The organism is Cryobacterium sp. TMT1-62 (genome assembly GCF_004403145.1).
Classification (GTDB): domain Bacteria; phylum Actinomycetota; class Actinomycetes; order Actinomycetales; family Microbacteriaceae; genus Cryobacterium; species Cryobacterium sandaracinum.
In genome coordinates this window covers 12,963-38,982 of sequence record NZ_SOGZ01000038.1, presented here as the reverse complement: position 1 = coordinate 38,982, position 26,020 = coordinate 12,963, and the positions used below count along the sequence as shown (strand labels likewise).

Genomic DNA, 26,020 nt, shown 5'->3' with positions numbered 1-26,020 from the left:
GCGGCGTCGGCGCCCGCGGCGTCAGTGCGGGCGGTGGCGGTGGCGCGCGCGTGCAGGAACAGGGCCGCGGCGGCCGGCAGGTGGTCGGGCAGCGGTTGCCCGGGCATCCCCCGGAGTCCGAGACCGGGCAGACTGCGCTCGATCAGGCCGGTATCGAGGCGACCGACACGCACGTCGGGGTTGTGCAGCAGCAACCGGAGAAACTCCACGTTGGTGTGCACCCCGAGCACCACGGTGTCGGCGAGTGCCCGGTCGAGGCGGGCGAGGGCCTCGGCGCGGTCAGCACCCCAGGCGATCACCTTGGCGAGCATCGGGTCGTAGACCCCCGAGATCGGCAGGCCCGGACGCAGCGAGCTGTCGACCCGGATGCCCTCGCCGACCGGTTCGGACAGGCTGCGCACGGCGCCCTGGCTGGGAAGAAAACCGCGCGCCGGGTTCTCGGCGTAGAGGCGCGCCTCGATCGCGTGCCCGGTGAGCACCACCTCCGCCTGGGTCAGCGGCAGCGGTTCCCCCGCGGCGATGCGCAGCTGCCACTCGACCAGATCGAGGCCGGTGACCAGCTCGGTCACCGGGTGCTCCACCTGCAGCCGGGTGTTCATCTCCATGAAGAAGAACTGGTCCGGGGCCGCATCGGAGACCAGGAACTCCACCGTGCCGGCGCCGGTGTAGCCGACGCTCCGGGCGGCCTGGCAGGCTGCCTCGCCGATGCGTGCACGCGTGGCCGGGTCGAGCAGCGGCGACGGAGCCTCCTCGATCACCTTCTGGTGGCGGCGCTGCAGGGAGCACTCGCGCTCACCGAGATGGATCACGGCGCCCGAAGCGTCGGCGAGCACCTGCACCTCGATGTGCCGGGGCTGATCGATGAAGCGCTCGAGCAGCAGCGTGTCGTCGCCGAACGCGCCCTGCGCCACGCGCCGCGCCGTGACGAGCGCCGCGGCGAGCTCGCCCGCGGCGTCGACCCGCAGCATCCCCTTGCCGCCGCCGCCCGCGGACGGTTTGATCAGGAGCGGGTAGCCCACCTCCACGGCGGCGGCGATGAGCTGGTCGTCGGTCTGGCCGGGCCGGGAGAACCCGGGAATGACGGGCACACCGCTATCGGCGACATGGTTCTTGCCGCGGATCTTGTCGCCCATCACGGCAAGGGCGTTCAGACCCGGTCCGACGAAGACGAGGCCGGCGGAGGCGCAGGCGCGGGCGAAGGCCTCGTTCTCACTGAGGAATCCGTAGCCGGGATGCACGGCGTCGGCGTCGGTGGCCGCCGCGGCCGCCAGGATCGCGTCGATGTTCAGGTAGCTCGCCTGGGGCGCGGCCGGGCCGAGGCGCACCGCGGCGTCCGCGAGGCTCACGTGCAGCGCATCACGGTCGGCGTCGCTGTAGACGGCCACCGAACGGATGCCCATCGTGCGCAGGGTGCGGATGATGCGGCAGGCGATCTCGCCGCGGTTGGCGACCAGCACGGTCTCGAAGAGTGTCAAGCGCGGTGTCAGTGCGTTCGGTTTCGGTGCGTTCGGTGTCGGTGCGTTCGGTGTCATGGTGCGCCTCACATCCGGAAGAGGCCGAAAGCGGTCTCAGGCAGGGGTGGCCCGGAAACGACGTCGAGGGCCAGGCCCAGCACGGTGCGGGTGTCGGCCGGGTCGATCACCCCGTCGTCCCAGAGCCGGGCGGTCGAATAGTAGGGGCTGCCCTGCCGCTCGTATTGGGCGGTGACGGGCGCGGTGACCTCCTCCGCGGCATCCGTCGACCAGGGCAGGCCGGCCTTCTCCCGCTGCTCGCGTTTGACGGTGACGAGAACGGATGCGGCCTGCGGGCCGCCCATCACGGAGATGCGGCTGTTCGGCCACATCCAGAGGAAGCGGGGCGAGTAGGCGCGGCCGCACATGGAATAGTTGCCGGCGCCGAACGACCCGCCGATCACGACCGTGAGCTTGGGCACGCGCGCGGTGGCGACGGCGGTGACCATTTTCGCGCCGTTCTTGGCGATGCCGCCGGCCTCATAGTCGCGGCCGACCATGAAACCGGAGATGTTCTGCAGGAACAGCAGCGGGATGCCGCGCTGATCGCACAGCTCGATGAAGTGTGCCCCTTTGAGGGCGGATTCGGAGAACAGCACACCGTTGTTGGCGATGATGCCGACAGGATGGCCATGCAGATGCGCGAAGCCGGTGACCAGGGTCGTACCGTACTCCTTCTTGAACTCATGGAACTCGCTGCCGTCAACCAGACGCATGATCACCTCGTGCACGTCGTAGCGGCCCTGCGGGTCGGTCGGCACCGCGCCGTAGAGCTCGGCCGGGTCGGCAACGGGGTCGACGGCCGGCAGCCGCGGCCAGGCCGGCGGCGGAGGCGCGGGCAGGTAACGCACGATGTCGCGCACGATCTGGAGTGCGTGCTCGTCGTCCTCGGCGAGGTGGTCGGTCACCCCGGAGGTGCGGGCATGCAGGTCACCGCCGCCGAGCTCCTCGGCCGTGACGATTTCGCCGATCGCGGCCTTCACCAGCGGCGGGCCGCCGAGGAAAATTGTTCCCTGGTTCCGCACGATCACGGTTTCGTCGCTCATCGCCGGCACGTAGGCGCCGCCCGCGGTGCAGGATCCCAGCACGGCGGCGATCTGCGGGATCTTGGCCGCCGACATCCGGGCCTGGTTGTAGAAGATGCGGCCGAAGTGGTCACGGTCGGGGAAGACCTCGTCCTGCAGCGGCAGAAAGGCCCCGCCCGAATCGACCAGGTAGACGCACGGGAGCCGGTTCTCGAATGCGATCTCCTGCGCCCGGAGGTGCTTCTTGACCGTCATCGGGTAGTAGGTTCCGCCCTTGACGGTGGCGTCGTTGGAGATGACGAGCACGTGGCGGCCGTGGATCAGCCCGATCCCGGCGATCAGGCCGGCACCGGGGCTGTCGTCGCCGTAGAGTCCGGTGGCGGCCAGGGGCGCGATCTCGAGGAAGGGGCTGCCGGCATCCAGCAGCCGGTCGATGCGTTCGCGCGGCAGCAGTTTGCCACGGGCGAGGTGGCGCTGGCGGGAGGCCTCGGGACCGCCGAGGGCGACGACGGCGAGGCGGCGGCGCAGGTCGGCGACGAGCTCGCGGTGGGCGGTGGCATTCGCGTCGAAGGCCGGACTGGTCGAGTCGATCAGACTCGCGAGTGTCTCCATCGACGACTTCCCGCTTTCCCGCTTGAGTGTTCAGCCGGTACAGTTAGCGTGCACTAACCGAAAGTCAGGTTAGCGGTTCATAACTGAGTTGTCCAGAGTTTCCGCGTGAACGGAGCACCGAATGGGAGTCCTCCCGTCCTCGCCGACGGCTCGGAGCCAGGCCAAGGCCGACCGGCGGCAGGCACTGCTCGGGGCCGCCGCCACGCTGTTCGCCCGGTCGGGCTACAACGGGGTGTCGATCGAGGACCTCGGCGCGGCCGTCGGCGTGAGCGGACCGGCCGTCTACCGGCACTTCAGCGGCAAGCCGGCCGTGCTGGCCGCGCTGCTGGTGGAGGTCAGCGAGACGCTGGTGGCGAGCGGGCAGGCCGTGGTCGCGGGCGCTCCGGATGCCGCGGGCGCACTCCACGCGCTGGTGCGCTTCCACACGGACTTCGCCCTCTCGCATCCGAACGTCATCCGCGTGCAGGACCGGGACCTGGACAGCCTCGCCGCCCCGGACCGGCACCAGGTGCGCGCCCTGCAGCGCACCTACGTGGAGCTGTGGGTGAGCGTGCTCGGGCAAGTGCACCCCGAGGTTGATGCGCAGCTGCTGCGCATCCGTGCCCAGGCGACGTTCGGACTACTGAACTCGACCCCGCACACGCTGCCGGCGTCGCCGAGCGGCAAGGTGCGGCCGCTGCTCGAGGAGATGGCGCTCGCGGCGCTCGGGGCCGGGGGGCTCGCGCCCGCCTAAGCCTCGCGGGCGGGGGCTCGCGCCGGCGTGAGCCGGGCATCCGTCGACGTCGACCGTTCTGGTCAAGATCAACCGGTGTGTCTGTCGACCTCGACCGGAAGTGTCGATCTCGGCAGTAGCCGGGGCTTAGCGGCTCAGTCCACGACCGGTCGACGAGCCATCAGACGAGTATATTCGCCGGCTCAGGAGACGGCTCAGTCGCCAGCTCAGGAAACGGTGGTGCAGACGCAGAGCTCGTTGCCCTCAGGGTCGGCCAGGACCCACCAGTCGGGGGCGTGCTCGTCGGTGAGGAGATCACCGCCGGCGGCGATGACGTCCTGCACCCGGGACTCGGCGTCGATCGTGGGCAGATACACGTCGAGGTGGATGCGGTTGCGCTCGGTGCGAGCGATATCCATCGTCTGGAACCAGACCCGCGGGCCCTGGCCGTGTGGATCGACGAGTTCGATCTCGCCCTCGCTGTCGACCTCCACGTAGCCGAGACCCACCCGCCAGAACGGCCGGATCGCTTCGGCGTCGGTGCAGTCGATCGCCACGTCGTAGCGGGCCGGCCGCACCGGCGCACGGTCGGCGCCCTGCGCATCCGCGAGTTCCTGGATGCGCAGCGCAAGCCGCAGGTCGCGGTCGGTCACGCCGCCGGCGTCGTGGGACGAAAGGCGGAAGCCGACTTGGCCGTAGCCGAGCCGCACGTCGGGGTGGTGATTCGTCGCATCCGCCGCCTCGGCAACCTGGTCGACCAGGCGCACAGCCGAGGCGAAGTCCCGGGTCGTGAACGAGCCGTGCAGGGCGCCGTCGAGGTGGACGAAGGCTCCGCCGGCGAGCACGGACTCGGTGTCGAGAGGGGTGAGGAGGGTGCCCGGTGATTTCATCCCCCCACTCTGCTGCGCGGTCCGAGCCCCGTCAAGGCGCGCTCGGGGGCATCCGTTGCCGGCCGGCTCCCGCAGGCTGCGAACCAATTCGACGGAGATTTTTGGAAAAATGCCCGTCTTTACCCAAATTTCGGGCTGTGGGAGCAAAATCTCCGTCGAATTCGTTAGGGGCTGACCACTGACTCCTAGAGGAGGGCGAGGGCGCGCGCGGGGTTGGCGAGGATGCCGGCGACGTCGGTCAGGAACCGGGCCGCCTGCTCTCCGTCGACGAGACGGTGGTCGAAGGCGACGCTGAGAGTGACCACCTGCCGCAGCGCGACCTCGCCGCGATACTCCCACGGCCGCGGCGCAATCGCTCCCAGCGCGAGGATCACGGCCTCCCCCGGAGGCAGGATCGGCGTGCCCGCATCGATGCCGAACGAGCCGATGTTGGTTATCGAGATCGTGCCGCCGTGCAGGGCGGCCGGGCTGGTCGCTCCCGCCCGGCCGGCGCTGGTCAGCGCGGCGAGCGCCGCGGCGAGGTCGGCGAGAACCAGCCGGTCGGCATCCGGGATGTTGGGCACGATCAGCCCGCGCGGCGTGGCAGCGGCGATGCCGAGGTTCACGTAATGGAACTGCACGATCTCGCCGGCCGCCTCGTCCCAGCGGGTGTTGACCTCGGGCGTGCGGGCGACGGCGAGGCAGAGCGCCTTCGCGACCACGGCAAGGACGCCGATGCGCGCGTCGGCGAACCCCCGGTCGCGTTTCAGCGCGTCGATCAGCTCGATCGTCGGCGTCACATCCACGGTCAGGAACTCCGTGGCGTGCGGCGCGGTGAAGGCGCTCTGCACCATAGCGGCGGCGGTCTGCTTGCGCACACTCCGGATCGGGCTGCGGGTTTCCCGGGCACGGGGCTCGGATGCCGGGGGCCGGTCATCCGGTTCGGCGCGCCCGAGCTCGAGTCCCGGTTCGTTCGGTGTGTGGCAGACGCCGAGGGCTGCGGGGGCGGCGTACGCCGCCACGTCCTCCCGGATGATGAAGCCCGTCGGACCGGTCCCGGTCACCTGGGTCAGGTCGACGCCCAGTGTGCGAGCCAGCGCGCGCACCGGCGGCGTGGACCGCGGGCGCTCCCCGGTAGCCGGCACCTCCCGAGCCGCGGGTGACGCGGCCGACGTTAAGGCCGGCGTCGACGTCGAGGCAGGCGCCGACGTCGACCTCGCTGCCGGAGTAGAGACCCCGGCCCGGCCCGGCGCATCCGTCGCCCCCGCGCGGGCCCGTCGCTGCGGCCGCCCGCCACGCTCGGCCGCTGCGCCGTACCCCACGAGCACGGCCAGCCGTTCGGGCTCGCCAGCAGGAGCCGTAGGACCAGCAGGAGGCGCAGGAGCCGCATCGGCGGGAGAAGTGGCCGAAGGAACTGAGGGAGGCTCGGCGCCGGCGACCTCGAAGGAGACGATCGGGTCACCCACGTGCACGGTGGTGCCGGGCTGCTGGTGGAGTTCGGCGACCACACCCGCGAAGGGCGACGGCAACTCGACGACGGCCTTGGCCGTCTCGACCTCGGCGATGAGCTGGTTGAGCGTCACCGTGTCGCCGGGCGCGACCCGCCAGGCAACGATCTCCGATTCGGTCAACCCCTCGCCGAGGTCGGGCAACCTGAAAACCTTGATCATCGTCGTCGTCCCAGCACTCGGTCGACCCCATCGAGCATGCGGTCGAGGTCGGGCAGGTGGTGGCTCTCCAACTTCGCCGCCGGGTACGGGATGTCGAAGCCGGTGACCCGCACCGGTGCGGCCTCGAGGTAGTCGAAGCAGCGCTCGGTGACCTCGGCGATGATCTCGCCACCCAGCCCGCCCGAGCGGGCGGCCTCGTGAGTGACGACGAGCCGGCCGGTTTTGCGAACGGATGCCTCGACGGCGGCGTAGTCGATGGGCGAGAGCGAGCGCAGGTCGATGACTTCGACCGAGATGCCCTCGTCGGCGGCGGCGAGCGCGGCATCCGTCGCCGTGGTCACCAGCGCTCCGTAGGCAATCAGCGTGACGTCGGTGCCGGCGGCCACGACCCGGGCACTCTCGAAGGGCTCGCCGAGTTGCGGGGTCACCGGGCCGGCAACGTGGTAGCGGCGTTTGGGCTCGAAGAAGAGGACCGGGTCGTCGGAGGCGATCGCCTGGCGGATCAGGCTGTAGGCGTCCTGCGGGTTCGAGACCGCGATCACGCGCAGGCCCGAGGTGTGCGTGAAGTAGGCCTCGGGCGATTCGGAGTGGTGCTCGGCGGCGCCGATGCCGCCGCCGAACGGCACCCGAATGGTAATGGGCATGCGCAGGGCCCCCTGGGTGCGGTAGTGGAACCGGGCCACCTGGCTGACGATCTGGTCGAATCCGGGGAAGATAAAGCCGTCGAACTGGATCTCGCAGACCGGGCGGTAGCCGCGGTACGCCAGCCCCACCGCGGTGCCGATGATGGCGGACTCGGCCAGTGGGGTGTCGACGACCCGGTTCGGCCCGAACTCGGCGAGCAGGTCGATGGTCACCCGGAACACGCCGCCGAGGGCGCCGATATCCTCGCCGAGGAGCACCACCTTCGGGTCGTCGAGCATGGACTGGCGCAGCCCGGCGTTGATCGCCTTGGCCAGGGTCAGGGTCTTCGTGTCCGTCAGCGCCGCTTCGATCGGCGACACCGGCGTCACAGGCACCGGCGTCGCAGGCACCGGCGTCGAGCCGTTCGCGCGTGTAGCCGGAGCACTCCGGATGGTTTCGATTGACATCAGACCTTCCCTCCGGTCGGCTCGAAGCTCGCCAGGTAGGCCGCGTACTCCGCACGCTGGCGGTCGACCCCGGCGTGCGGGGTGGCGTAGACGTTGGCGAGCACGGTCAACGGCTCCGGGTCAGGCAGGCCGATGCAGCCGGCGCGCAGCTCGGCGGCCGTGGCGTCGGCCAGAGCCTGGGTCTCAGACTCCAGCTCGGGGGTGAACAGGCCGAGAGAGTCGAGCAGCCGTCGCAGTCGCAGGATCGGGTCTTTCTTCGCCCACTCCTCGAGTTCGGCCGCCGGCCGGTAGCGAGTGGGGTCATCCGCGGTCGTGTGCGGGCCCATCCGGTAGGTGACAGCTTCGATGAAGGTGGGGCCTCCCCCGGTGCGGGCCCGGTTCAGGGCCAGCCGGGTCGCGGCCATCACGGCCAGGACGTCGTTGCCGTCGATTCGGAGGCTGGGAATGCCGAACCCGGGGGCCCGGCCGGCGATGCCGAAGCGGGTCTGCAGTCCGACCGGCTCGGAGATGGCCCAGTGGTTGTTCTGGCAGAAGAAGACCACCGGCGCCTGAAAGCTCGCCGCGAACACGAGCGCCTCGCTGACGTCGCCCTCGCTGGTCGCGCCGTCGCCGAAGTAGGCCACGGCCACCGAGTCCGCGCCGTCGAACACGGCTCCCATCGCCCAGCCCGTGGCGTGCAGGGTCTGCGCCCCGATGATGATGCTGGGCGTCGCCATTCGGTACACCAGCGGGTCCCAGCCGGATTGCGCGGTGCCGCGCCACACCCGGAGGATGTCGGTGGGCGCTATGCCCCGGCACCAGGCGACGGCGTTCTCACGGTAGCTGGAGAAGACGAAGTCGTCGGCGCGGAGCGCGCGGCCCGAGCCGATCTGCGCGGCCTCCTGGCCGAGCAACGGCGGCCAGAGCCCCAGCTCTCCCTGACGCTGCAGCGCCGTGGCCTCGGCGTCGATGCGGCGCACCACCACCATGTCCTGGTAAAGCGCCGCGAGGTCGGCCCCGGTCACCTCCGCGACCCAGGGATCCAGATCGGCGTCGGCCAGCCGCATCCCCTCGGGGCTCAGCAGCTGCAGAAGAATGTCGGGGGTCTCCCCGGTGTGGACAGTGTGCATCAGATGCGCTCCCAGCGTCGTTGCCGAAGTTGTTGAGAGCGTACGATTCCGCGACACGGAGCACAACCATGACAATGAATTTTGAGCAATTTGCCCTATTCATGGGGCACCCTGCCTGCTACCGTCGAGCAGTATGCACAGTCTGGACAAAGTCGACTTACAGTTGCTCCGCGCTCTATGCGCCGAACCGCGCAGCACGTTCGTGGCGCTCGCCCAGCAGCTGCGCCTCTCCCGCAACACGGTCCAGGCGCGCATGGCCAGGCTTGAGGAGTCGAACGCGTTCCTCTCCTTCGACCGCCGCATCAACCCGGTCGCGCTGGGCTATCCGCTGACGGCCTTCATCGAGGTGCACGTGCAGCAGAAACGCCTCGCCCAGATCGTGGCCGAGCTCGCCCGCATTCCGCAAATCGTGCAGGCGCACGGCATGAGCGGGGCGACCGACATCCTGGTGCGCGTGGTGTGCGCGGATGCCGACGACCTGTTCCGCATCGACGGCACCATCCTCGCCTGCGAGGGTGTCGATCGCACCGAGACGTCCCTGGCCATGGGCGAGCTGATCCCCTACCGGATCACCCCGCTGCTGGAGCGTACCCGCCCATGACCGCGCTGCCGGTGACGTCCCTGCCGATGTTCCCGCTCGGGTCGGTGCTGTTCCCCTATATGCCGCTGCAGCTGCGGGTGTTCGAGGACCGCTACCTGGTCATGCTGTCGCGCATCCTCAAGGAGGAGCCGGCCGAGTTCGGCGTGGTGCTGATCGAACGCGGCCAGGAGGTCGGCGGCGGCGAGCGGCGGTTCCACTACGGGACCGTGGCCCAGATCACCGAACTCGAGGCCTCCGAGGGATTCGTCGGGGTGACCGCCCAGGGCGAACGCCGGGTCGAGGTCATCGACTGGCTGACCGAAGACCCGCACCCCCAGGCCACGGTGCGCGACCTTGCCGAGCTGGACTGGGACGACGACCTGCTGCCACTGCGGGACCGGGCCGAGCAGGCCGTGCGACGCGCCCTGGCCCTCGCAAGCGAATTCGCCGACCAGCTCTGGCCCTCGACGGTGGAGCTGTCCCGGGATCCGACGGCGGCCGCCTGGCAGATCGCCGGCATCGCCCCGCTGGGCCCGCTGGACCAGATCGAACTGCTGCGGTCCACCTCGATGGAGCAGCTCCTCACGGCGGTGATCGAGTACACCCAGGAAGCCGTGGACTCCCTCAGCGCGCCCTGGCCCGAAGAATAACCCCAATCTATTTGATAAATTCATCATATAGGTATATAAAGAAGTAATGATGTATCGTGCCACACGGAGCCTGAGTTGAGCGTGAAACGACTCCTGAACCTCATCCGAACCAGTGGCCGCATCGCCGAAGCGGCCCCACCGGCCCCGGCCCTGTTCCCCGGCGCCGAGGTCTTCGGCGGCAGCGTGCAGGTGCGCTTCATCAACGCCGGCAGCTGCAACGACTGCGCGATGGAGGTGCAGAGCGCGTTCGGCCCGGTCTACGACGTCGAACGCTACGGCATCCGTCTGGTCGCGTCGCCGCGTCACGCCGACGTGCTCGTGATCACGGGTGCCGTGACCCGCAACCTGATCGAGCCGATGCGCCGCACCATTGACGCCACGCCGACCCCCCGCTTCGTGATCGCGGTCGGCGACTGCGCCATCACCGGCGGCGTCTTCGCCGAGGGTTACGGCGTGGCCGGGCCGGTGTCGGACTTCGTGCACGTCGACCTGTCCGTGCCGGGCAACCCGCCCGAGCCGGCCGTCATCGTCGAAGCACTGCGCCGGATGACCGGTCGATGACCGCCCTCGAAGCCGGCCTGCTCGGCCAGACCCTGCTGCTCGTGGTCGCCATCGCCGCGGCCCTGCTCACACCCACCTCATGGCGCTCGCGGGTCAGCGGATTTTTCTGCACCCTGCTCGCCGTGGCCGGCGTCGTCACCGGTGCGATCGCGCTCTCCGGCGGCACCGGGTCGCTGAGCATCCCCACCGCCCTGCCGATGGACCCGCTCGTGCTCTCCCCCGACCGCCTCGGCGGACTGGTCATGGTGGTCGTCTCCGTCGTCGGCGTGCTCGCCTCCCTGTTCGGGATCGGCTCGGCCCGCGTGGCCTCGGCCTCGCGCACCTCGTGGCTGTCGATGGCCGTGTTCCTCTCCGGCATGCAGCTCGTGCCGGCCGCAACCGACGTGGTGTCGTTCCTGCTGTTCTTAGAGATCATGACGCTCGGCTCCACGGCGCTCCTGCTGGCCCATCACGCCACCCGCGGCACGGTCGCCTCCGCCCTGGTCTGGTACTCGGCGATGTCGCAGCTGAGCTTCTTCTTCGTGCTGGCCGGCTTCGCCATGCTCGCCGGCCTGGCCGGCGGCACCGGGTTCGCCGACCTCGCCACCATCGATCCCTTCACCTGGCAGGCGAGCGTGGCCTTCCTGCTGCTGCTGCTCGGCTTCGGCGGCAAGGCTGAGCTCGTGCCCCTGCACGTCTGGGTTCCGCGGGTGCTGCCCGAGGCCCCCGGCCACGTCGCCGCAGCGATGAGCGGCGCGATGGTCAACATCGGCGTCTACGGCGCACTCCTCGTCGTCGTACGGCTGCTGCCGAACGGCCCGGCCTGGTGGGGAGTGCTGATCATGGTGCTCGGCGGGGTGTCCGCGCTCTACGGGATTCTGCAGGCCTCCGTGGCGAGCAACCTCAAGGTGCTGCTGGCCTACTCCACGACCGAGAACATGGGGCTGGTGTTCCTGGGGCTCGGGGCATCCGTTTTGCTGCGCGCCGACAACGCAGCTGCCGCGGCCGACGCGGCCCTTGTCGCCGCCCTGCTGTTGATGCTCAGCCACGCCGCGTTCAAGTCCACCCTGTTCCTCGGGGCCGGCGCCGTGGCCCGCGCGGCCGGAGAGATGAATCTCGACCGGCTCGGCGGCCTCGGCAGCCGGATGCCCTGGACCGCCGCCGCGTTCGGCGGGGCCGCCATGGGCGCCGCGGCCCTGCCCGTCACGAGCGGGTTCGTCGCCGAGTGGATGCTGCTGCAGGCTCTGATCCACGGTTCACGGGTCGACGGGGAGGTCGTCTCCGTCGCGGCATCCGTGGCCATGCCACTCGCGGTCGCCGTGATCGCCCTGACCGCCGGGCTGGCCCTGCTCACCTTCGTCAAGGCCTACGGGATCGCCTTCCTGGCCCGCCCGCGCTCCCGGAAGGCCGCACTGGCCGACGAGGTGCCCGTTATCATGCGCATCCCGCTCGTGCTCGGCGCCCTCCTCGTGGTCGGGCTCGGCCTGCTACCGGGCCCGCTCGCCGTGGCCATCGGCTCGGCCGTGGGCCCGGCGTTCACCCCCGACGTGCGCACCATCGGCCTCGCCGGCCTGGACGCCCGCGGCATCGACGCCGTACTCGACCCCACCACCTTCATCGTGCTGGCCGGCCTGCTGCTCGCGCCCGTGCTGATCACGCTGTTCATTTCCGCCCGGCGCCACCCCACCCGTACCTCGCCGCTCCCCTGGGCCGGCGGCGGGTCACGGCTGCGGCCGCGGATGCAGTACACGGCCACCTCGTATGCCGAGCCGCTGGTGCGCGTCTTCGACGACGTGCTCCGGCCCACCCGCGACGTGGAGGTCACCCACGTGGGTGAATCCCGCTACCTGGTGGAACGCGTCCACGTGGAACAGACCGTGTCCGACGTGGTCGAGACCCGGCTCTACCGCCCGGTGCTGAACCTCATGCAACGGTTCGGCATTCTGGCCCGACGCGCGCAGAACGGCAGTATCCATCGCTACCTGTCCTATTCCTTCGTCGCCCTGCTTTCCGTTCTGATCGTGGTGTCCCTGTGACCGGCGCCGCGGCGATCATCATCGCCCTGGTTCAGCTGGTGCTGTTCGTGTTCCTCGCCCCCCTCCTGATCGGCGTGATCCGCCAGGTGCGGGCCCTCCTCGAAGGCCGGGCCGGTTCCGGCATCTGGCAGCCGTGGCGCGATGTGCGCAAGCTCCTGGCGAAGAACCCGGTGCGCGCCGCCGACAGCAGCTGGATGCTCGCGGCCGGTCCGGTCACCCTCCTGGTCTCCAGCCTGCTGCTCTGCGCACTGCTGCCGCTGGTCGGCACCCTGCCGCTGCCGCTCATCCCCAGCGACCTGTTCGTGATCGTCTCCATCATGCTGGTCGGCGTGGTGGCCCTGGCCCTGGTCGGCCTCGACGCCGGCACCGCGTTCGGCGGAATGGGTTCCAGCCGTCACATGACCGTCGCCGCTCTGGTCGAGCCGACCCTGCTGCTCGCGGTCTACGCGCTCTCCATCCCGGCCGGCACCTCCACCCTTTCGCTGATCGTGGAGACCCGGCTCCTGAATCCGGCCGTGATCATCTCCCCGGTCAGCCTGCTGGCCATGGTCGCCCTGGCCATCGCCATCATGGCCGAGACCAGCCGTCTGCCGGTCGACAACCCGTCGACCCACCTCGAAGTGACCATGCTGCACGAGGCCATGGTGCTCGAGGCCTCCGGCCGCGACCTGGTCTGGCTCGAACTCGGCTCCTGGCTCAAGCTGGCCGCCCTGCTCGGCCTGCTCAGCAACCTGATCGTGCCGTGGGGAATCATGACCGACTTCTCGGTGCTCGGCGTGATAGTCGGCGTGGGCGCCGTCACCGTGAAAATCCTGCTGCTGGGCGTTGTGCTCAGCGTGGGTGAGGTCTTCCTGGCCAAGGCGCGGCTGTTCCGCGTGCCCGAGCTGCTGGCGGGGTCGTTCGCCCTCGGCCTGCTGGCTGTCACCGCTTCCTACCTGGTCGCTTAGGAGCATCCGTGTTCACCACCATTTACCCGCAGCTGATCGGTCTCTGCACCGGCACCCTGCTGCTCACCAGCGCCCTGATGGTCTGGCGGCACTCGCTGCTGGCGTCGATCCGGCTGCTCAGCGTGCAGGGCTTCGCGCTGGCCGCACTGGTCGCCGTGATCGGCCTGGAGGAGGGCGAGGTCGAGGTGATCCTCGTCTCGCTGCTCGTGCTGCTGGTCAAGGGTATGGGCCTGCCGTGGGTGCTCGCCCGCGAGACCCACGCCACCACCCGAACGGATGAGGCGCCGCGCCTCAACCCGACGGCGGCCCTGCTGACCGTGGCGCTTCTGACCATCCTCAGCTACGTCGTGGCCAGTCGGGTGCTCGCCGGCGACATCAGCATCTCGGCACACGCGGCTCCGATCGGCCTGGCCATGGTGCTGATCGGTTTCCTGCTGCTGGTCACCCGCCGGCAGGCCGGATCACAGCTGATCGGCTTCCTCGTGCTCGACAACGGCATCGCCACCGTCGCGTTCCTGACCTCGGGCGGTGTGCCGCTGTTCCTCGAGCTCGGCATCTCCCTCGACGTGTTGCTGGTCGTCGTCATCCTCTACGTCTTCGCCGGCCGTATGCGCACCAAGTTCGGCAACACCGAGATCGATCAGCTCAGAAAGTTGCACGACTGATGTCATTCGCCCTCTGGACCCCCCTGGCCATCCCGGCCCTCCTCGCCGTACTGAGCCTCGGCGTGCCCTCCCCCGCACTACGCCGGCTCAGCCCCATCGCCTCCAGCGTTGCCGTGCTCATCTCGGGCCTGCTCCTGGTGAGCGTCGTGCTCGCGGACGAAGTTCCCACACTGGGCGGCGGGCTGCTCCGCGCCGACGCGCTCAGCGCCTACATGCTCACCGTGGTCGGCGCCGTCGGGCTTGTCTCCACCTGGGGTGGGCTCGGCCACGCGACGGCCGAGCCCGCGCGGTTCACCGGCTCCTACGACGCCCTGATCTCGATCTTCCTGGCCGCGATGAGCCTCGCGGTGCTCGCCGACAACATCGGCCTGATGTGGGCCGCGGTCGAGGCCACCACCATCGCCACGGCCTTCCTGGTCGGCCACCACCGCACCCCCCGATCGCTGGAAGCTGCCTGGAAGTACGTCATCCTCGGCTCCGTCGGCGTGGCCATCGCCCTGCTCGGCATCGTGCTCATCTACGCCGCCTCGCGCGGCACGGGCGAGGCAACCCTGTCCTGGCTCGTGCTCAGCCAGGCCGGCCTGCCACTCGACCCCGCGTTGATCCGCGCCGGCGGCGCCCTCGCCGTGCTCGGCTTCGCCACCAAGGCCGGGCTCGCCCCCATGCACAGCTGGCTGCCCGACGCGCACAGCCAGGCGCCCGCGCCCGTCTCAGGGCTCATGTCCGGCGTCCTGCTCGCGGTCGCCCTCTACGCCATCCTGCGCATTCAGACCATCACCGACGCCGTGATCGGGCCGGATTTCCTGCGCATCATGCTCAGCGTCGGCGGGCTGCTCTCCCTCTTCGTGGCGGCAGCGCTTCTGATCCGCCAGCGCGACTTCAAACGGATGCTGGCCTACTCCAGTATCGAGCACATGGGCATGATGGCCGTCGGCGCGGCCATCGGCCCGGCGGCCCTGCCGGCCGTGCTGCTGTACGTGCTCGGCCACGGGCTGACCAAGGCCACCCTGTTCGTGATCTCGGGCCGCATCCTCGAGGTCGAGGGTACTCCGAAGATCGACGACGTGCGCGCCCTGCTCGTGCGGCGGCCGGGGCTGGCCGTGCCCTGGCTGATCGCCATGGCCGCTCTGATCGGGTTCCCGCCGTTCAGCATCTTCTTTTCCGAGGTCGGCATCATCGTGGCCGGCTTTTCCACCGGCCTGGGCGTGGTGGTCGGCATCGCTCTGGTACTGCTGCTCGTCATCTTCGCCAGCCTCACCCGGTTGACGGTGGCCATGACGATCGGGGCGCCTGCGGCCACGGCCTTCCCAGTCGTCCCGGCTGCGGGGGCCGGGGCATCCGTCACCGGAGCCGTCCCGGTCTCCGTTCCGAGCGCATCCGTCACCCTGGCGGACGCCGAGCCGCACCCGGACGACCCCCTCATGCCGGACCGGTCGGGGCACGGGCCGATGCTGCCGCTCATCCTCGCCCTGGGCACCACCGCGGTGGTGGCCTTCATAGCGGAGCCGGTCGGCACACTTTTGACGCGTGCGGCCGAGGTTCTGGGAGGAATCCAATGACGACCCCGAATCCGGTGCGAGCCGCCACCCCCGAGGTGCGCACGCTCACGCGCGACGAACTCCGGGGCGAAGCCGCCGCCTTGCTGACCGATGGAAACCGGCTCGCTTTGGTCGCGGGCCACGACGACGGCGACCGGCTGCGCGTGGTCTACTCCTTCGTCGCCGTCTTCCCCCGGCGCCAGATCGACCTCGTCGTGCCCGTCCCCTATGACGACGCCTGGATTCCGAGTCTGGCCGACCTCTCGTTCCCGGCCGGCAACTTCGAGCGCGGCACCCGCGACCTGTTCGGCGTGCGGCCGGCGAACCACCCTCAGCCCCACCGGTTGGTGCGCCACGGCCACTGGCCCCGCGGCTGGTACCCGATGCGGAAGGACGCCACGGCCACCCCCGAATTCGAATCCGACGTCGAGTCGTTCCCGTTCGTGGAGGTCGAGGGCCCCGGGGTCTACGAGATCGCCGTCGGCCCCATCCACGCCGGCATCATCGACCCGGGCCACTTCCGCTTCTCCGTGGTCGGCGAGACCATCGTGCGGATGGAAGCCCGCCAGTGGTACATGCACCGCGGCGTCGAGCGGCTCTTCGAGGGTCGTCTGCCTGCGGACGGCATCGATATGGCCGAGCAGATCGCCGGCGACACCGTCATCGGCCACACGCTGGCCTACACGATGGCGATCGAGGCGGCCTCCGGCATCGAGATCTCCGAGCCCGACCGCCTGCTGCGCGCCCTGCTGCTCGAACTCGAACGCCTCTACAACCACGTCTCCGACCTCGGTTCGCTGGCCAACGACGTGGGGTTCGGCGTCGTGAACTCGCACACGCAACGGCTCCGCGAAACACTACTGCGCATCAACAAGACCGTCACCGGCCACCGCTTCCTGCGCGGGGCGCTGTCGGTGGGCGGGGTACGCGTTCTCGCCCTGCCGGATTCCGCCGCCCTCCGCGGCGTCGCCGCCGACGTTCAGGAGATCATCGCGATCACCCTCGGGCACGCGATCGTGCGGGACCGGTTCACCGGCACGGCCCCGTTGCCCACCAGCCAGGCCGAGGCCATGGGCACGCTGGGCTATGTGGCGCGGGCATCCGGTGTCGACGCCGACGCCCGCCGCGACCATCCCTTCGTCGATCTGGGTGAGCACTTCCACGTAGTCACCGACACCGGCGGCGACGTGCTCAGCCGCTACCGGGTGCGCGCGGGCGAGTTCGAGGTGTCCATTGCGGTGGCGATCGACCTCATCGCCCGGCTGGGCGCGCACCGTGGTGGTGCGGCCGCGGCGTCATCTCCGGTGGCGGCGACGACGGATGCGGCGAGCGGCCTTGCCCTCGTCGAGGGCTGGCGCGGAACCATCTGCCACCGGGTCGAACTAGGGCCAGACGGTGCCATCACGCGGCTGAAGGTCGTCGACCCGTCCTACTTCAACTGGCCTGCGCTGCCCGTGGCCCTGTCCGAGACGATCGTGCCGGACTTCCCCCTCGTGAACAAGAGCTTCAACCAGTCCTACGCCGGCAACGACCTCTAGCGGCGCGTCCGCTATAGCCCGGTGTCGAACCAATTCGTCCGGGACGGAGCAGGCCTAGGGCTCGGGCTACTGCAAGTCCTGCTCGATGGTGCGGAGCAGGGCGTGGGAGTCTTCAAGGCTGGACACCAGCATCCGTTTGGAGATGGCCAGGAGCTCGGCGACACCCGGGTCCCGCAGACCGTAGAAGATGGTGTTGCCCTCTCGTCGGGTGGCGACAACGCCGGCGCGGCGCAGGACCCCCAGCTGCTGGGACAGGTTCGACAGTTCCGCCCCGAGCACCTCGGCCAGGCTGCCGACGGAGCGTTCCCCGCCGGCCAACTGCTCCAGAACCTGCACCCGCAACGGATGCCCGAGAGCCTTGAAGAGGTCAGACTTCAATTGGGCCATGGGTAGTCCGGTCATCGACACAGTCTGATCATATCGCTAACCTGTAATACTTTCAAATAGGTGCTGGTCATGAGCCGCGGGGAACGGGATCGGCCGCCGGATCGGGAACACGCGCGACATCGGGCGGGCACTCGACCACCGCGGGATGCAAAAAGCCCGCCCTGCCGGAGCAGGACGGGCTTTCCGTCTAGCCGACTAACCTGGCGAGAGGTTGTCGGTAGATCTAGCGGACTACGCCTCGGTCGGAACCGGTGCGTCCTCGGTGCCGGCCTTGGCCGACTCATCGAGGACCGGGGCGAGCGAGAGCTTGCCACGGTCGTCAATCTTGGTGATCTCCACGAGGACCTTCTGGCCCACGCCGAGCACGTCTTCGACGTTCTCAACCCGCTTGCCACCGGCGAGCTTGCGCACCTCACTGATGTGCAGCAGGCCGTCCTTGCCGGGAAGCAGGGAGACGAATGCGCCGAACGCGGCGATCTTGACGACGGTTCCGAGGAACTGCTCGCCGATCTCCGGGTTGGTCGGGTTCGCGACGGCGTTGACCATGGCGCGAGCGGCCTCGGCCGACGGTCCATCAACGGCGCCGATGTACACCGTACCGTCTTCCTCGATGGAGATGTCGGCACCGGTCTGGTCCTGGATCGAGTTGATCATCTTGCCCTTCGGGCCGATCAGCTCGCCGATCTTGTCGACCGGGATCTGGACGCTGATCACGCGGGGCGCGGTCGGTGCCATCTCGTCGGGACGGTCGATGGCGGCGTTCAGCACGGCCAGGATGGTCGCGCGAGCGTCCTTGGCCTGGGTGAGCGCGCCGGCGAGAACGGATGCCGGGATGCCGTCGAGCTTCGTGTCGAGCTGGATCGCGGTGACGAACTCGCTCGTGCCGGCGACCTTGAAGTCCATGTCGCCGAGGGCATCTTCGGCGCCGAGGATGTCGGTGAGAGCCGCGTAGCGGGTCTTGCCGTCAACGGTGTCGGAGATGAGGCCCATGGCGATGCCGGCGACAGGTGCGCGCAGCGGCACACCGGCGTTGAGCAGTGACAGGGTCGAGGCACAGACGGAACCCATCGAGGTGGATCCGTTGGAGCTGAGCGCCTCGGAGACCTGACGGATGGCGTAGGGGAATTCCTCACGCGTCGGCAGCACGGGGACCAGGGCACGCTCAGCGAGCGCTCCGTGGCCGATCTCGCGGCGCTTCGGCGTTCCGACGCGGCCGGTTTCACCGGTCGAGTAGGGCGGGAAATTGTAGTTGTGCATATAGCGCTTCTTGGTGACCGGGCTCAAGGAGTCGATCGTCTGCTCGAGCTTGAGCATGTTCAGCGTGGTGACACCCAGAATCTGGGTCTCGCCGCGCTGGAAGATCGCGGAACCGTGCACGCGCGGGATGATGGCAACCTCGGCGTCGAGCGGGCGGATGTCCGCGAGCCCACGGCCGTCGATGCGGATGCCCTCGTTGAGAACGCGCGAGCGCACGACGAGCTTGGTGACCGACTTGTACGCGGCGGAAACCTGGTTGTTCGCGCTGGCGTCGAGTTCGCCGGCGGCGACCTTGGCCGCGATGGCCTCCTTGACGGATGCCTTGAGCGCGTCATCCGCATTCTGGCGCTCGATCTTGTCGGCGATCTGATAGACGGCCTTCAACTGGTCGTACGCGAGAGCGGCGACGGCGTCGTAGGTGGCCGGCTGGTAGGACGGGAACACCGGGTAGGCGCCGGTCGGCTTGGCGGCCGAGGCGGCAACCTTCTGCTGCGCCTCGATGAGCTGCTTGATGAAGGGCTTCGAGGCTTCGATGCCCTCGGCGATGACCTCTTCGTTCGGCTTGATGGCGCCGCCCTTGATGAGATCCCAGGCGTTGTCGGTGGCTTCGGCCTCGATCATCATGATCGCGACGTCCTGCGCGCCGTTGGCGTCGGTCACCACGCGACCGGCGACGACCATGCTGAACACGGCGTCGACGATCTGCGAGTGCTTCGGGAAGGCAACCCACTGGCCGGAGCCGTTCTCGTCGGGGATGAGGGCGACGCGAACGCCACCGATCGGGCCCGAGAAGGGGAGGCCGGCGAGCTGGGTCGACATCGAGGCCGCGTTGATCGCGAGCACGTCGTAGTACTCATCCGGCGCGATGGCCAGAACGGTGACGACAACCTGGATCTCGTTGCGGAGTCCGTCGACGAAGGACGGGCGCAGCGGCCGGTCGATCAGACGGCAGGTGAGGATGGCCTCGGTCGACGGGCGACCTTCGCGACGGAAGAAGCTGCCCGGGATGCGTCCGGCAGCGTACATGCGCTCTTCGACGTCAATGGTAAGGGGGAAGAAGTCGAAGTTCTCCTTCGGCTGCTTGCTGGCGCTCGTGGCGGAGAGAAGCATGGTCTCTTCGTCGATGTAGGCGGCGGCAGAGCCCTGCGCCTGCTGGGCGAGACGCCCGGTTTCGAAACGGATGGTGCGTGTGCCGTACTTGCCGTTATCGATAACGGTTTCGGCGAACGTGATTTCTGGACCCTCCATATGGGGGTTCTCTCCTTTGGTTTTTGCTTCTCGCCATTCTGGCGATGAAGACTCGGTTGCCCGTATGGCGCGCGAGCTGGACGCGGAGAAGAAGGGTGCGAGAGCTGGCCACCAGTAGAAATTCACCAACTGCGGATGTTGCCGGCAAGTTGGGAAACCACCACCGAGGACCAGCGCGCTGCCGGTCTGCTCCGTACTGAGCGTGATTCTGCGTGGCCAATCCAAGGATTAACCTCCTCAAGCCTAACAGAAGACGTTCAGCCTGCTGGTTTCTCGCGCCCGACCGCGCCCCGGTCCGGCAGCACGGCGTCGAACACCGGGCCGTCGACGCAGACCAGCGGCCCCTCGACGGCGGGATCCGTGGCGACGGGCGCGGCGCATCCGTGGCAGTAGCCGAGGCCGCAGGCCATGTGAGCCTCCAGCGAGACCTGCACCGGCGCGCCCCACTCGGCGCCGAGATCGGCGGCGAGGCGGGCGAGAACTCCGGCGCCGCAGGCCAGGATGACGTCGGGCGGAGCCCAGGCGAAAAGCCCGCGCAGCCGTTCGCCGAGCGCCGGCAGCGCGCTCGAGCCGTCGTCGTCGGTGACGGGGATGACCGTGGCGCCCAGCTCGGCGCAGTCGGCCAGGCCGATCAGATTGGCCGGCGACCTCCCGCTGAGCACGACCGTGGCGGCGATGCCGAGCCGGGCGGCGTCTTCGACCGAGCCCATGATGGCGCAGACGCCGACACCGCGGCCGATCATCAGGGCCATGCGGGGCGCCTCTGGACCAGTCTCAGTCGGGAGGGCGGCATCCGGGAACTCGAAGCCGCGGCCCAGCGGGCCGGTGACCAGGAGGCTCTCGCCCACGAGTACGTCGGTGAGCGCGGTGGTGCCGCGGCCGGCCGAGCCGTAGATGACCTCCACGGTGCCCTGGTCGGGGTGGCGGCGGTGGATGGCCATCGGGCGTGGGAGCAGGATGCGCTCCCCGCCTGTGGGGGGCACGGTGATCATCAGGAACTGTCCGGCGAGGGCGGTCGTCGCAATGGTGTCGGTGGCCAGTACGAGCCGGCGGTACCGCTCTCCCACGACCTCGTGCACGAGAACGCGGGCGTCGTCCCAGACCGGGTCGGGCCGAGGCATCCGCTCGGGCGGTCGCACCGCGATGAGGCCGTCCAGCGCGGCCTCGTCGGCCGCGGCGAACGCCTGCTGGCGGCGCAGGGCGGCGAGGTCCCCGAGGGCGGTCGTAACGGTCATCAGGCCCTCCACAATTCGATCAGTCCGGTGATGTCGGCCGCGGCGACGCCCTCGCAGCGCTCCTGCAGGGCGCGAACGATTTCGACCATGGCGAACGGGCGTCCGAAGCTGGCCGTGCCGACCTGCACGGCGTGGGCGCCGACCGAGAAGTAGTCGAGGGCGTCGTCGGCGGTTTCGATCCCGCCGCAGGCGATCACCGGGATGTCGACCGCTCGGGAGGCCAACCAGACCAACCGCAGCACGACCGGGCGGATATTCGGGCCGGACAGACCGCCGATCACGTTGCCGAGAATGGGGCTCCGCGTAGCAGCCGTGAGCGGCAGCGCCGGGATCGAGTTGGCCACGCAGACGGCGTCGGCGCCGGCCGCCTCAGCGGCCTGGGCACAGTCCGCGATCGAAGAGACGAGCACCGGCAGCTTGACGATCAGGGGCTTGTCGGTCTCCAGGCGCACAGCATGCACGACCTTCCCGATGGCGTCGGGATCGGAGCCGATGTCGGTGCCGTGGCGGTCGAGGTTCGGACAGGACACGTTGAGCTCGTAGGCGTCGCCCGCGCCCCGCAGGCCCCGCACGACGGGGGCGTACTCGCCCGAACGGTGGCCGCCGACGCTGACGATCACGGGCACGCCGAGCGCCAGGTAGAGCGGGTGTTGCGACGCCAGGTAGCCGGCGGCCCCGCGGCTCGGGATGCCGACACTGTTGACCATCCCGGCCCGGAGCTCGGTCAGCCGGTGCGCCGCGTTGCCGCCGCGCGGGGTGCCGAACACGGTCTTGGTGACCACGGCGCCAAGCTCGGCGACCGGGATCAAGCGTCCGAGCGAAGGCCCGAAGCAGCCCGAGGCCGGCATGACCGGGTTGGCGAGGGTGAGGCTGCCGATTCGCACGGAGAGGTCGACCGCCACGGAGGCGGCGGGACGGGCGTCGAAGAAGGCGCGGCGCGCATCCATTGATGGCTGAGGCGGCGCGATGGTCATGGTGTCTGCTTCCGCGGGAGAGGTCACGGGCGGGCGACGGATGCCGCGAGCAGACTTATCGCGGCGTCGGCCTTCAGCGAGGCGTGCGTAGGTGCGTCGGGAACGTGAGCGGGCCGGTTCACGGCCAGCTCCGTGCGGAGCACGGGCACCACCTCGCCGCCGAGGATGTCGAGCTGATCGAGCACGGTTTTCAACGGCAGTCCGGCGTGGTCGATCAGGAAGAGCTGACGCTGGTAGTCGCCGAAGTAGTCGCGCATGCCGGCGTAGCGGTCGATGATCTGCTGCGGGCTGCCGACGGTCAGCGGCGTCTGCTCGGTGAACTCCTCGAGGCTCGGGCCGTGGCCGTAGACCGGGGCGTTGTCGAAGTAGGGCCGGAATTCGTCGACGGCGTCCTGCGAGTTCGTGCGCATGAAGACCTGCCCGCCGAGGCCCACGATGGCCTGGTCGGCTCGACCGTGGCCGTAGTGCTCGAACCGGGCCCGGTAGAGCCCGATCAGCTTGAGGTAGTGCTCCCTGGGCCAAAAGATGTTGTTGGCGAAGAAGCCGTCACCGTAGAACGCGGCCTGCTCGGCGATCTCCGGGCTGCGAATGCTGGCGTGCCAGACGAACGGCGGCACCCCGTCGAGCGGGCGCGGCGTCGACTGGAACCCCTGCAGCGGGGTGCGGAACTGGCCCTCCCAGTCCACGACGTCCTCGCGCCACAACCGGCGCAGCAGCGCGTAGTTCTCCAGCGCCAGCGGGATGCCCTGGCGCACGTCCTGGCCGAACCACGGGTAGACCGGGCCGGTGTTGCCGCGACCGAGCATCAGGTCGACCCGCCCACCGGAGAGGTGCTGGAGCATGGCGAAGTCTTCGGCGATCTTGACCGGGTCGTTCGTCGTGATCAATGTCGTGGCCGTGGAGAGGATGATGCGCTCGGTCTTCGCGGCGATGTAGCCGAGCAGCGTCGTCGGCGACGAGGGCACGAAGGGCGGGTTGTGGTGCTCACCGGCGGCGAAGACGTCGAGACCGACCTCTTCGGCCTTCTCGGCGATGGCGACCATGGCCGTGATGCGCTCGTGCTCGGTGGGGGTGTGGCCCGTCGTGGGGTTGACCGTGAGGTCACCGACGGTGAAGATCCCGAATTGCATGTGCAGCCTCCCACTCGCGCGGCGCGCAGCGCGCATGGACGATTCTATTCGCTGGCGGCAGCGGCCAATCGGCCGAGCGAGCGCTGGATGGCAACAGCCGCGGCCCCGCGGGCCCAGGAGGAGACCCCGCTGTCGTCAACGACGATTGTCAGCGGTGTCGCATCCGGGTCGCGGTCGGCTCGGGCAGCGGCGATGACCTCCTCGGATGCCAGCGCCCACAGTGGCATCCCCTCGCCGGAGAGCACGATCGTGTCGAGCATCCCGATATTGGCGATCACCGCGATCAATCGGCCCAGTCCGCGACCGGTGGCGGTGACGACGGATGCCGCAGCCCGGTTCCCCTCCACCGCGAGCCGGAGCACCTCGTCGTAGTCGACCTCCCGGCCGAGGGCCACGCTGACCTGGGCAGAAACACTCTGGCTCGTGAGCATTGCCTGCGAGCAGCCGCGGTGTCCTTCCGGGCAGAGCGGCCCGTTCGGGTCGAGCGGGATGTGCCCACCGAGGCCCAGGCCGCTGTCGGCCGTCACGATCACCTGGTCGTTGACGACCAGTCCGTAGCCGACGCCGACGCCGATGGTCAGAACCGCGAAGGTCGGGACACCCCGGACCGCTCCGAACCACTGCTCGGCGGAGGTGAGCGCGACGACATCGTTCTCGATCGTGACCGGAATTCCGAGCAGTCGCTCGAGCCGCGTGGCCAGGTCCACGTCGTGCCAGCCCAGGAACGGCGCCCGGGTCACGACCCGGGCGCCGGTGACATGCCCACCCACGCAGACGCCGAGCGCCGACAGCCCATCCGGGCCGCCGAGCTCGCGCACGACCTCGTCGATTCGGGCCACAACGTGCTCGACAGTGTGATCGGCGAGCACCCGCCGGGCCGAGCCCACCTCGTTGGCCCGCAGGTCGGTGAGCACCGCGAAGACGTCGTCGCCGGTGAGTTTCACCCCGACGAACCGACTGGCATCCACCCGGACGTCCAAGGGCCGGGCCGGGCGCCCGACGGTTCCGTCGCGGTCTTCGCTGCCCTCGACGAACAGGCCACAATCGAGGAACGGCTTGCTCAACCGCGTCAGGCTGGCCGGTGACAGTCCCAGGCGACGGCCGAGGTCGCTGCGGGAGATCGGGCCGTGGATGAGCACGGCTCGCGCGAGTTCCCGGGAGGTCTCGCTCACTGTCGACGCCGCATCCGTGGTCATATCCGCCCCCTGAGGTGCCATTTATTCCATAGTGGCATGAATACTCTGGCCCGAGCGGACTTTTCATCTCGCGAGAGCGGCAAATTTCCCGAATTGACGTCCTATTCTTTTTGCCGTAGAAAGATTCATGCAGCGACATGACGGCCTAAGGAGCCCCGCAATGACGGATACGACGACGTACCAGACACCCGCCCGGCGACGCCACCGGTCGAGGAGGTTGCGGACGCTCCGGCGACCCATGGCACTCCTCCTGGCCGGTACGCTCGGGATCGGCGCCCTCAGCGGCTGCGCCCCGGGTCAGAACGACGTCGTCACCCTCGATTTCTTCCAGTTCAAGTCCGAGGCCATCGCGGACTTCGACGGCATCATCGCCGATTTTGAGGCAGAGAACCCCGGCATCCGGGTAACCCAGAACGCCGTCCCCGATGCGGACACCGCCATCCGCACCCTACTGGTCAAGAACAAGGTGCCCGATGTGATCAGTCTGAACGGATCGGGGAACTTCGGCCAGCTGGCGCGGGCCGGTGTCTTCCACGACTTCAGTGGCGACCCCGTTCTCGACCGGATCAACCCGGCCGTTCAGGACATCGTCGGGGCCCTCGGCTCCTACCAGAACGAGGTGAATGCCCTCGGCTTCGCGAACAACGGCAACGGCGTTCTCTACAACCGTGACATCTTCGCCGCGCAGGGCATCGAGATTCCCACCACCTGGGACGAGTTGATCGCCGCCTGCGACACGCTCCAGGCGGCCGGTATCGCCCCGTTCTACGGCACCGCGGCCGACGCATGGACAGTGCAATCCTCCCTGAACGGTATCGGCGCCCAACTCGGCGGCGACGATTTCTTCCCCGATCTCCGCGCGGAGGGTGAGGAGGTGGGTCCCGACTCGGCCGTCTCGTTCGCGAAGAACTACGACGAGACGTTCGAGAAGCTGCAGACGCTGTATTCCTACGCGCAGGACGGCTACCTCGGCCGCACGTACGAAGACGGCAACCTGGCTTTCGCGAACGGCGAATCGGCCATGCTGATGCAGGGGATCTGGGCCCTCAGCCCGATCCTGGCCAACAACCCCGACATCAGCGTCGGCGGTTTCCCCTACCCTGTGACGGATGACCCGGCCGACATCGAGCTCGTCTCCGGTGTCGACGTGGCCATTGCCATCGGCCGCGACACACCGCGCCTCGCCGAAGCCCGACTTTTCGTGGACTTCCTCTTTCAGGAGGATGTGCAGAACTCCTTCGCAGCCTCACAGAACATGTTCTCGACGGCCCGGGACGCAGCCGAGAACACCAACCCGGCCCTGGCGGAACTGCAACCGTACTTCCAGGCCGGCCGGATCACCGGTTTCGTCGATCACCAGATCCCGGCGAGCATCCCGCTCGGGCTCATCGTGCAGCAGTTCCTGACCGACGAGAACAGCGCGAAAGCGCTGGCGACCCTCGACAACGAATGGCGCAAGTTCGCGTCACGCACCACCTCGACACGAAGCGGAGACTAACT

Annotated in this window: 22 protein-coding genes; 10 read left to right on the top strand and 12 right to left on the bottom strand. The window is 69.1% G+C overall.

The annotated features are described in order from the left end of the window. On the bottom strand, positions 1-1,532 hold a 1,532-nt coding region (locus tag E3T34_RS11225; RefSeq protein ID WP_134343026.1), incomplete at its 3' end, for an acetyl/propionyl/methylcrotonyl-CoA carboxylase subunit alpha. Positions 1,533-1,540: 8 nt separating this feature from the next. Further along, positions 1,541-3,148 (bottom strand): carboxyl transferase domain-containing protein, encoded by a 1,608-nt coding sequence (locus E3T34_RS11220; RefSeq protein ID WP_104101127.1) that lies wholly within the window; start codon positions 3,146-3,148, stop codon positions 1,541-1,543. Between the two features lie 121 nt (positions 3,149-3,269). On the opposite strand from E3T34_RS11220, the gene E3T34_RS11215 reads away from it, so the two are divergent. After that, positions 3,270-3,881 carry a TetR/AcrR family transcriptional regulator gene (locus tag E3T34_RS11215; protein WP_134343025.1) on the top strand — a complete coding sequence of 204 codons (612 nt, stop codon included), beginning with the start codon at positions 3,270-3,272 and terminating at the stop codon, positions 3,879-3,881. Positions 3,882-4,087: 206 nt separating this feature from the next. Here E3T34_RS11215 and E3T34_RS11210 read toward each other — a convergent pair whose 3' ends face one another. The 4 genes from E3T34_RS11210 to pdhA form a co-directional block, all read right to left on the bottom strand. After that, complete coding sequence (locus E3T34_RS11210; RefSeq protein WP_134343024.1) at positions 4,088-4,750, bottom strand: VOC family protein; 663 nt, start codon at positions 4,748-4,750, stop codon at positions 4,088-4,090. Positions 4,751-4,935: 185 nt separating this feature from the next. Next, entirely contained in the window at positions 4,936-6,399 is a 1,464-nt protein-coding gene (locus tag E3T34_RS11205; protein ID WP_134343023.1) for a dihydrolipoamide acetyltransferase family protein, read from the bottom strand. Next, a complete protein-coding gene (locus tag E3T34_RS11200) occupies positions 6,396-7,490 on the bottom strand; it encodes an alpha-ketoacid dehydrogenase subunit beta (RefSeq protein ID WP_104101123.1) in 1,095 nt (364 codons plus the stop codon). The genes E3T34_RS11205 and E3T34_RS11200 overlap by 4 nt, the downstream gene beginning before the upstream one ends. Then, positions 7,490-8,599, bottom strand: coding sequence for a pyruvate dehydrogenase (acetyl-transferring) E1 component subunit alpha (pdhA, locus tag E3T34_RS11195; protein WP_104101122.1), 1,110 nt, complete (start codon positions 8,597-8,599; stop codon positions 7,490-7,492). Before pdhA ends, E3T34_RS11200 begins: the two co-directional genes overlap by 1 nt. A 133-nt stretch (positions 8,600-8,732) precedes the next feature. On the opposite strand from pdhA, the gene E3T34_RS11190 reads away from it, so the two are divergent. The 8 genes from E3T34_RS11190 to E3T34_RS11155 all read left to right on the top strand — a co-directional run bounded on the left by E3T34_RS11190 (position 8,733) and on the right by E3T34_RS11155 (position 17,093). Continuing rightward, positions 8,733-9,200 (top strand): Lrp/AsnC family transcriptional regulator, encoded by a 468-nt coding sequence (locus E3T34_RS11190; protein WP_104101121.1) that lies wholly within the window; start codon positions 8,733-8,735, stop codon positions 9,198-9,200. Continuing rightward, a complete protein-coding gene (locus E3T34_RS11185; protein WP_233191416.1) occupies positions 9,197-9,829 on the top strand; it encodes an LON peptidase substrate-binding domain-containing protein in 633 nt (210 codons plus the stop codon). Before E3T34_RS11190 ends, E3T34_RS11185 begins: the two co-directional genes overlap by 4 nt. Positions 9,830-9,910: 81 nt before the next feature. Further along, positions 9,911-10,390, top strand: coding sequence for an NADH-quinone oxidoreductase subunit B family protein (locus E3T34_RS11180; protein WP_198411414.1), 480 nt, complete (start codon positions 9,911-9,913; stop codon positions 10,388-10,390). Beyond that, positions 10,387-12,405 carry a proton-conducting transporter membrane subunit gene (locus E3T34_RS11175; RefSeq protein WP_134343022.1) on the top strand — a complete coding sequence of 673 codons (2,019 nt, stop codon included), beginning with the start codon at positions 10,387-10,389 and terminating at the stop codon, positions 12,403-12,405. Before E3T34_RS11180 ends, E3T34_RS11175 begins: the two co-directional genes overlap by 4 nt. Next, entirely contained in the window at positions 12,402-13,352 is a 951-nt protein-coding gene (locus E3T34_RS11170; protein WP_104101118.1) for a respiratory chain complex I subunit 1 family protein, read from the top strand. The genes E3T34_RS11175 and E3T34_RS11170 overlap by 4 nt, the downstream gene beginning before the upstream one ends. 8 nt (positions 13,353-13,360) lie before the next feature. After that, a complete protein-coding gene (locus tag E3T34_RS11165; RefSeq protein WP_104101117.1) occupies positions 13,361-14,017 on the top strand; it encodes a hypothetical protein in 657 nt (218 codons plus the stop codon). Next, entirely contained in the window at positions 14,017-15,576 is a 1,560-nt protein-coding gene (locus E3T34_RS11160) for a proton-conducting transporter membrane subunit (protein WP_134343021.1), read from the top strand. The genes E3T34_RS11165 and E3T34_RS11160 overlap by 1 nt, the downstream gene beginning before the upstream one ends. Then, the gene (locus E3T34_RS11155; RefSeq protein ID WP_134343020.1) at positions 15,573-17,093 is read left to right on the top strand and encodes an NADH-quinone oxidoreductase subunit C; all 1,521 of its coding nucleotides are present in this window, start codon (positions 15,573-15,575) and stop codon (positions 17,091-17,093) included. Before E3T34_RS11160 ends, E3T34_RS11155 begins: the two co-directional genes overlap by 4 nt. A gap of 66 nt (positions 17,094-17,159) precedes the next feature. Here the strand turns inward: E3T34_RS11155 and E3T34_RS11150 are convergent, their stop codons facing one another. The 6 genes from E3T34_RS11150 to E3T34_RS11125 form a co-directional block, all read right to left on the bottom strand. Next, positions 17,160-17,495, bottom strand: coding sequence for a metalloregulator ArsR/SmtB family transcription factor (locus E3T34_RS11150; RefSeq protein WP_134343019.1), 336 nt, complete (start codon positions 17,493-17,495; stop codon positions 17,160-17,162). Between the two features lie 216 nt (positions 17,496-17,711). Then, entirely contained in the window at positions 17,712-19,985 is a 2,274-nt protein-coding gene (locus E3T34_RS11145) for a polyribonucleotide nucleotidyltransferase (protein ID WP_134343018.1), read from the bottom strand. Positions 19,986-20,242: 257 nt separating this feature from the next. After that, positions 20,243-21,220: a dihydroorotate oxidase electron transfer subunit gene (locus E3T34_RS11140; protein ID WP_198412282.1), complete on the bottom strand. Its 978-nt coding sequence runs from the start codon at positions 21,218-21,220 to the stop codon at positions 20,243-20,245. Further along, positions 21,220-22,194 (bottom strand): dihydroorotate dehydrogenase, encoded by a 975-nt coding sequence (locus E3T34_RS11135; RefSeq protein ID WP_134343017.1) that lies wholly within the window; start codon positions 22,192-22,194, stop codon positions 21,220-21,222. Before E3T34_RS11135 ends, E3T34_RS11140 begins: the two co-directional genes overlap by 1 nt. A 23-nt stretch (positions 22,195-22,217) precedes the next feature. Next, positions 22,218-23,324 (bottom strand): LLM class flavin-dependent oxidoreductase, encoded by a 1,107-nt coding sequence (locus E3T34_RS11130; RefSeq protein ID WP_104101112.1) that lies wholly within the window; start codon positions 23,322-23,324, stop codon positions 22,218-22,220. Positions 23,325-23,368: 44 nt separating this feature from the next. Continuing rightward, positions 23,369-24,541 carry an ROK family transcriptional regulator gene (locus tag E3T34_RS11125; RefSeq protein WP_233191414.1) on the bottom strand — a complete coding sequence of 391 codons (1,173 nt, stop codon included), beginning with the start codon at positions 24,539-24,541 and terminating at the stop codon, positions 23,369-23,371. A gap of 217 nt (positions 24,542-24,758) precedes the next feature. Between E3T34_RS11125 and E3T34_RS11120 the strand changes: the two genes are divergently transcribed. Next, positions 24,759-26,018, top strand: a complete 1,260-nt coding sequence (locus E3T34_RS11120; protein ID WP_134343016.1) for an ABC transporter substrate-binding protein — start codon at positions 24,759-24,761, stop codon at positions 26,016-26,018. Positions 26,019-26,020: the final 2 nt, after the last annotated feature.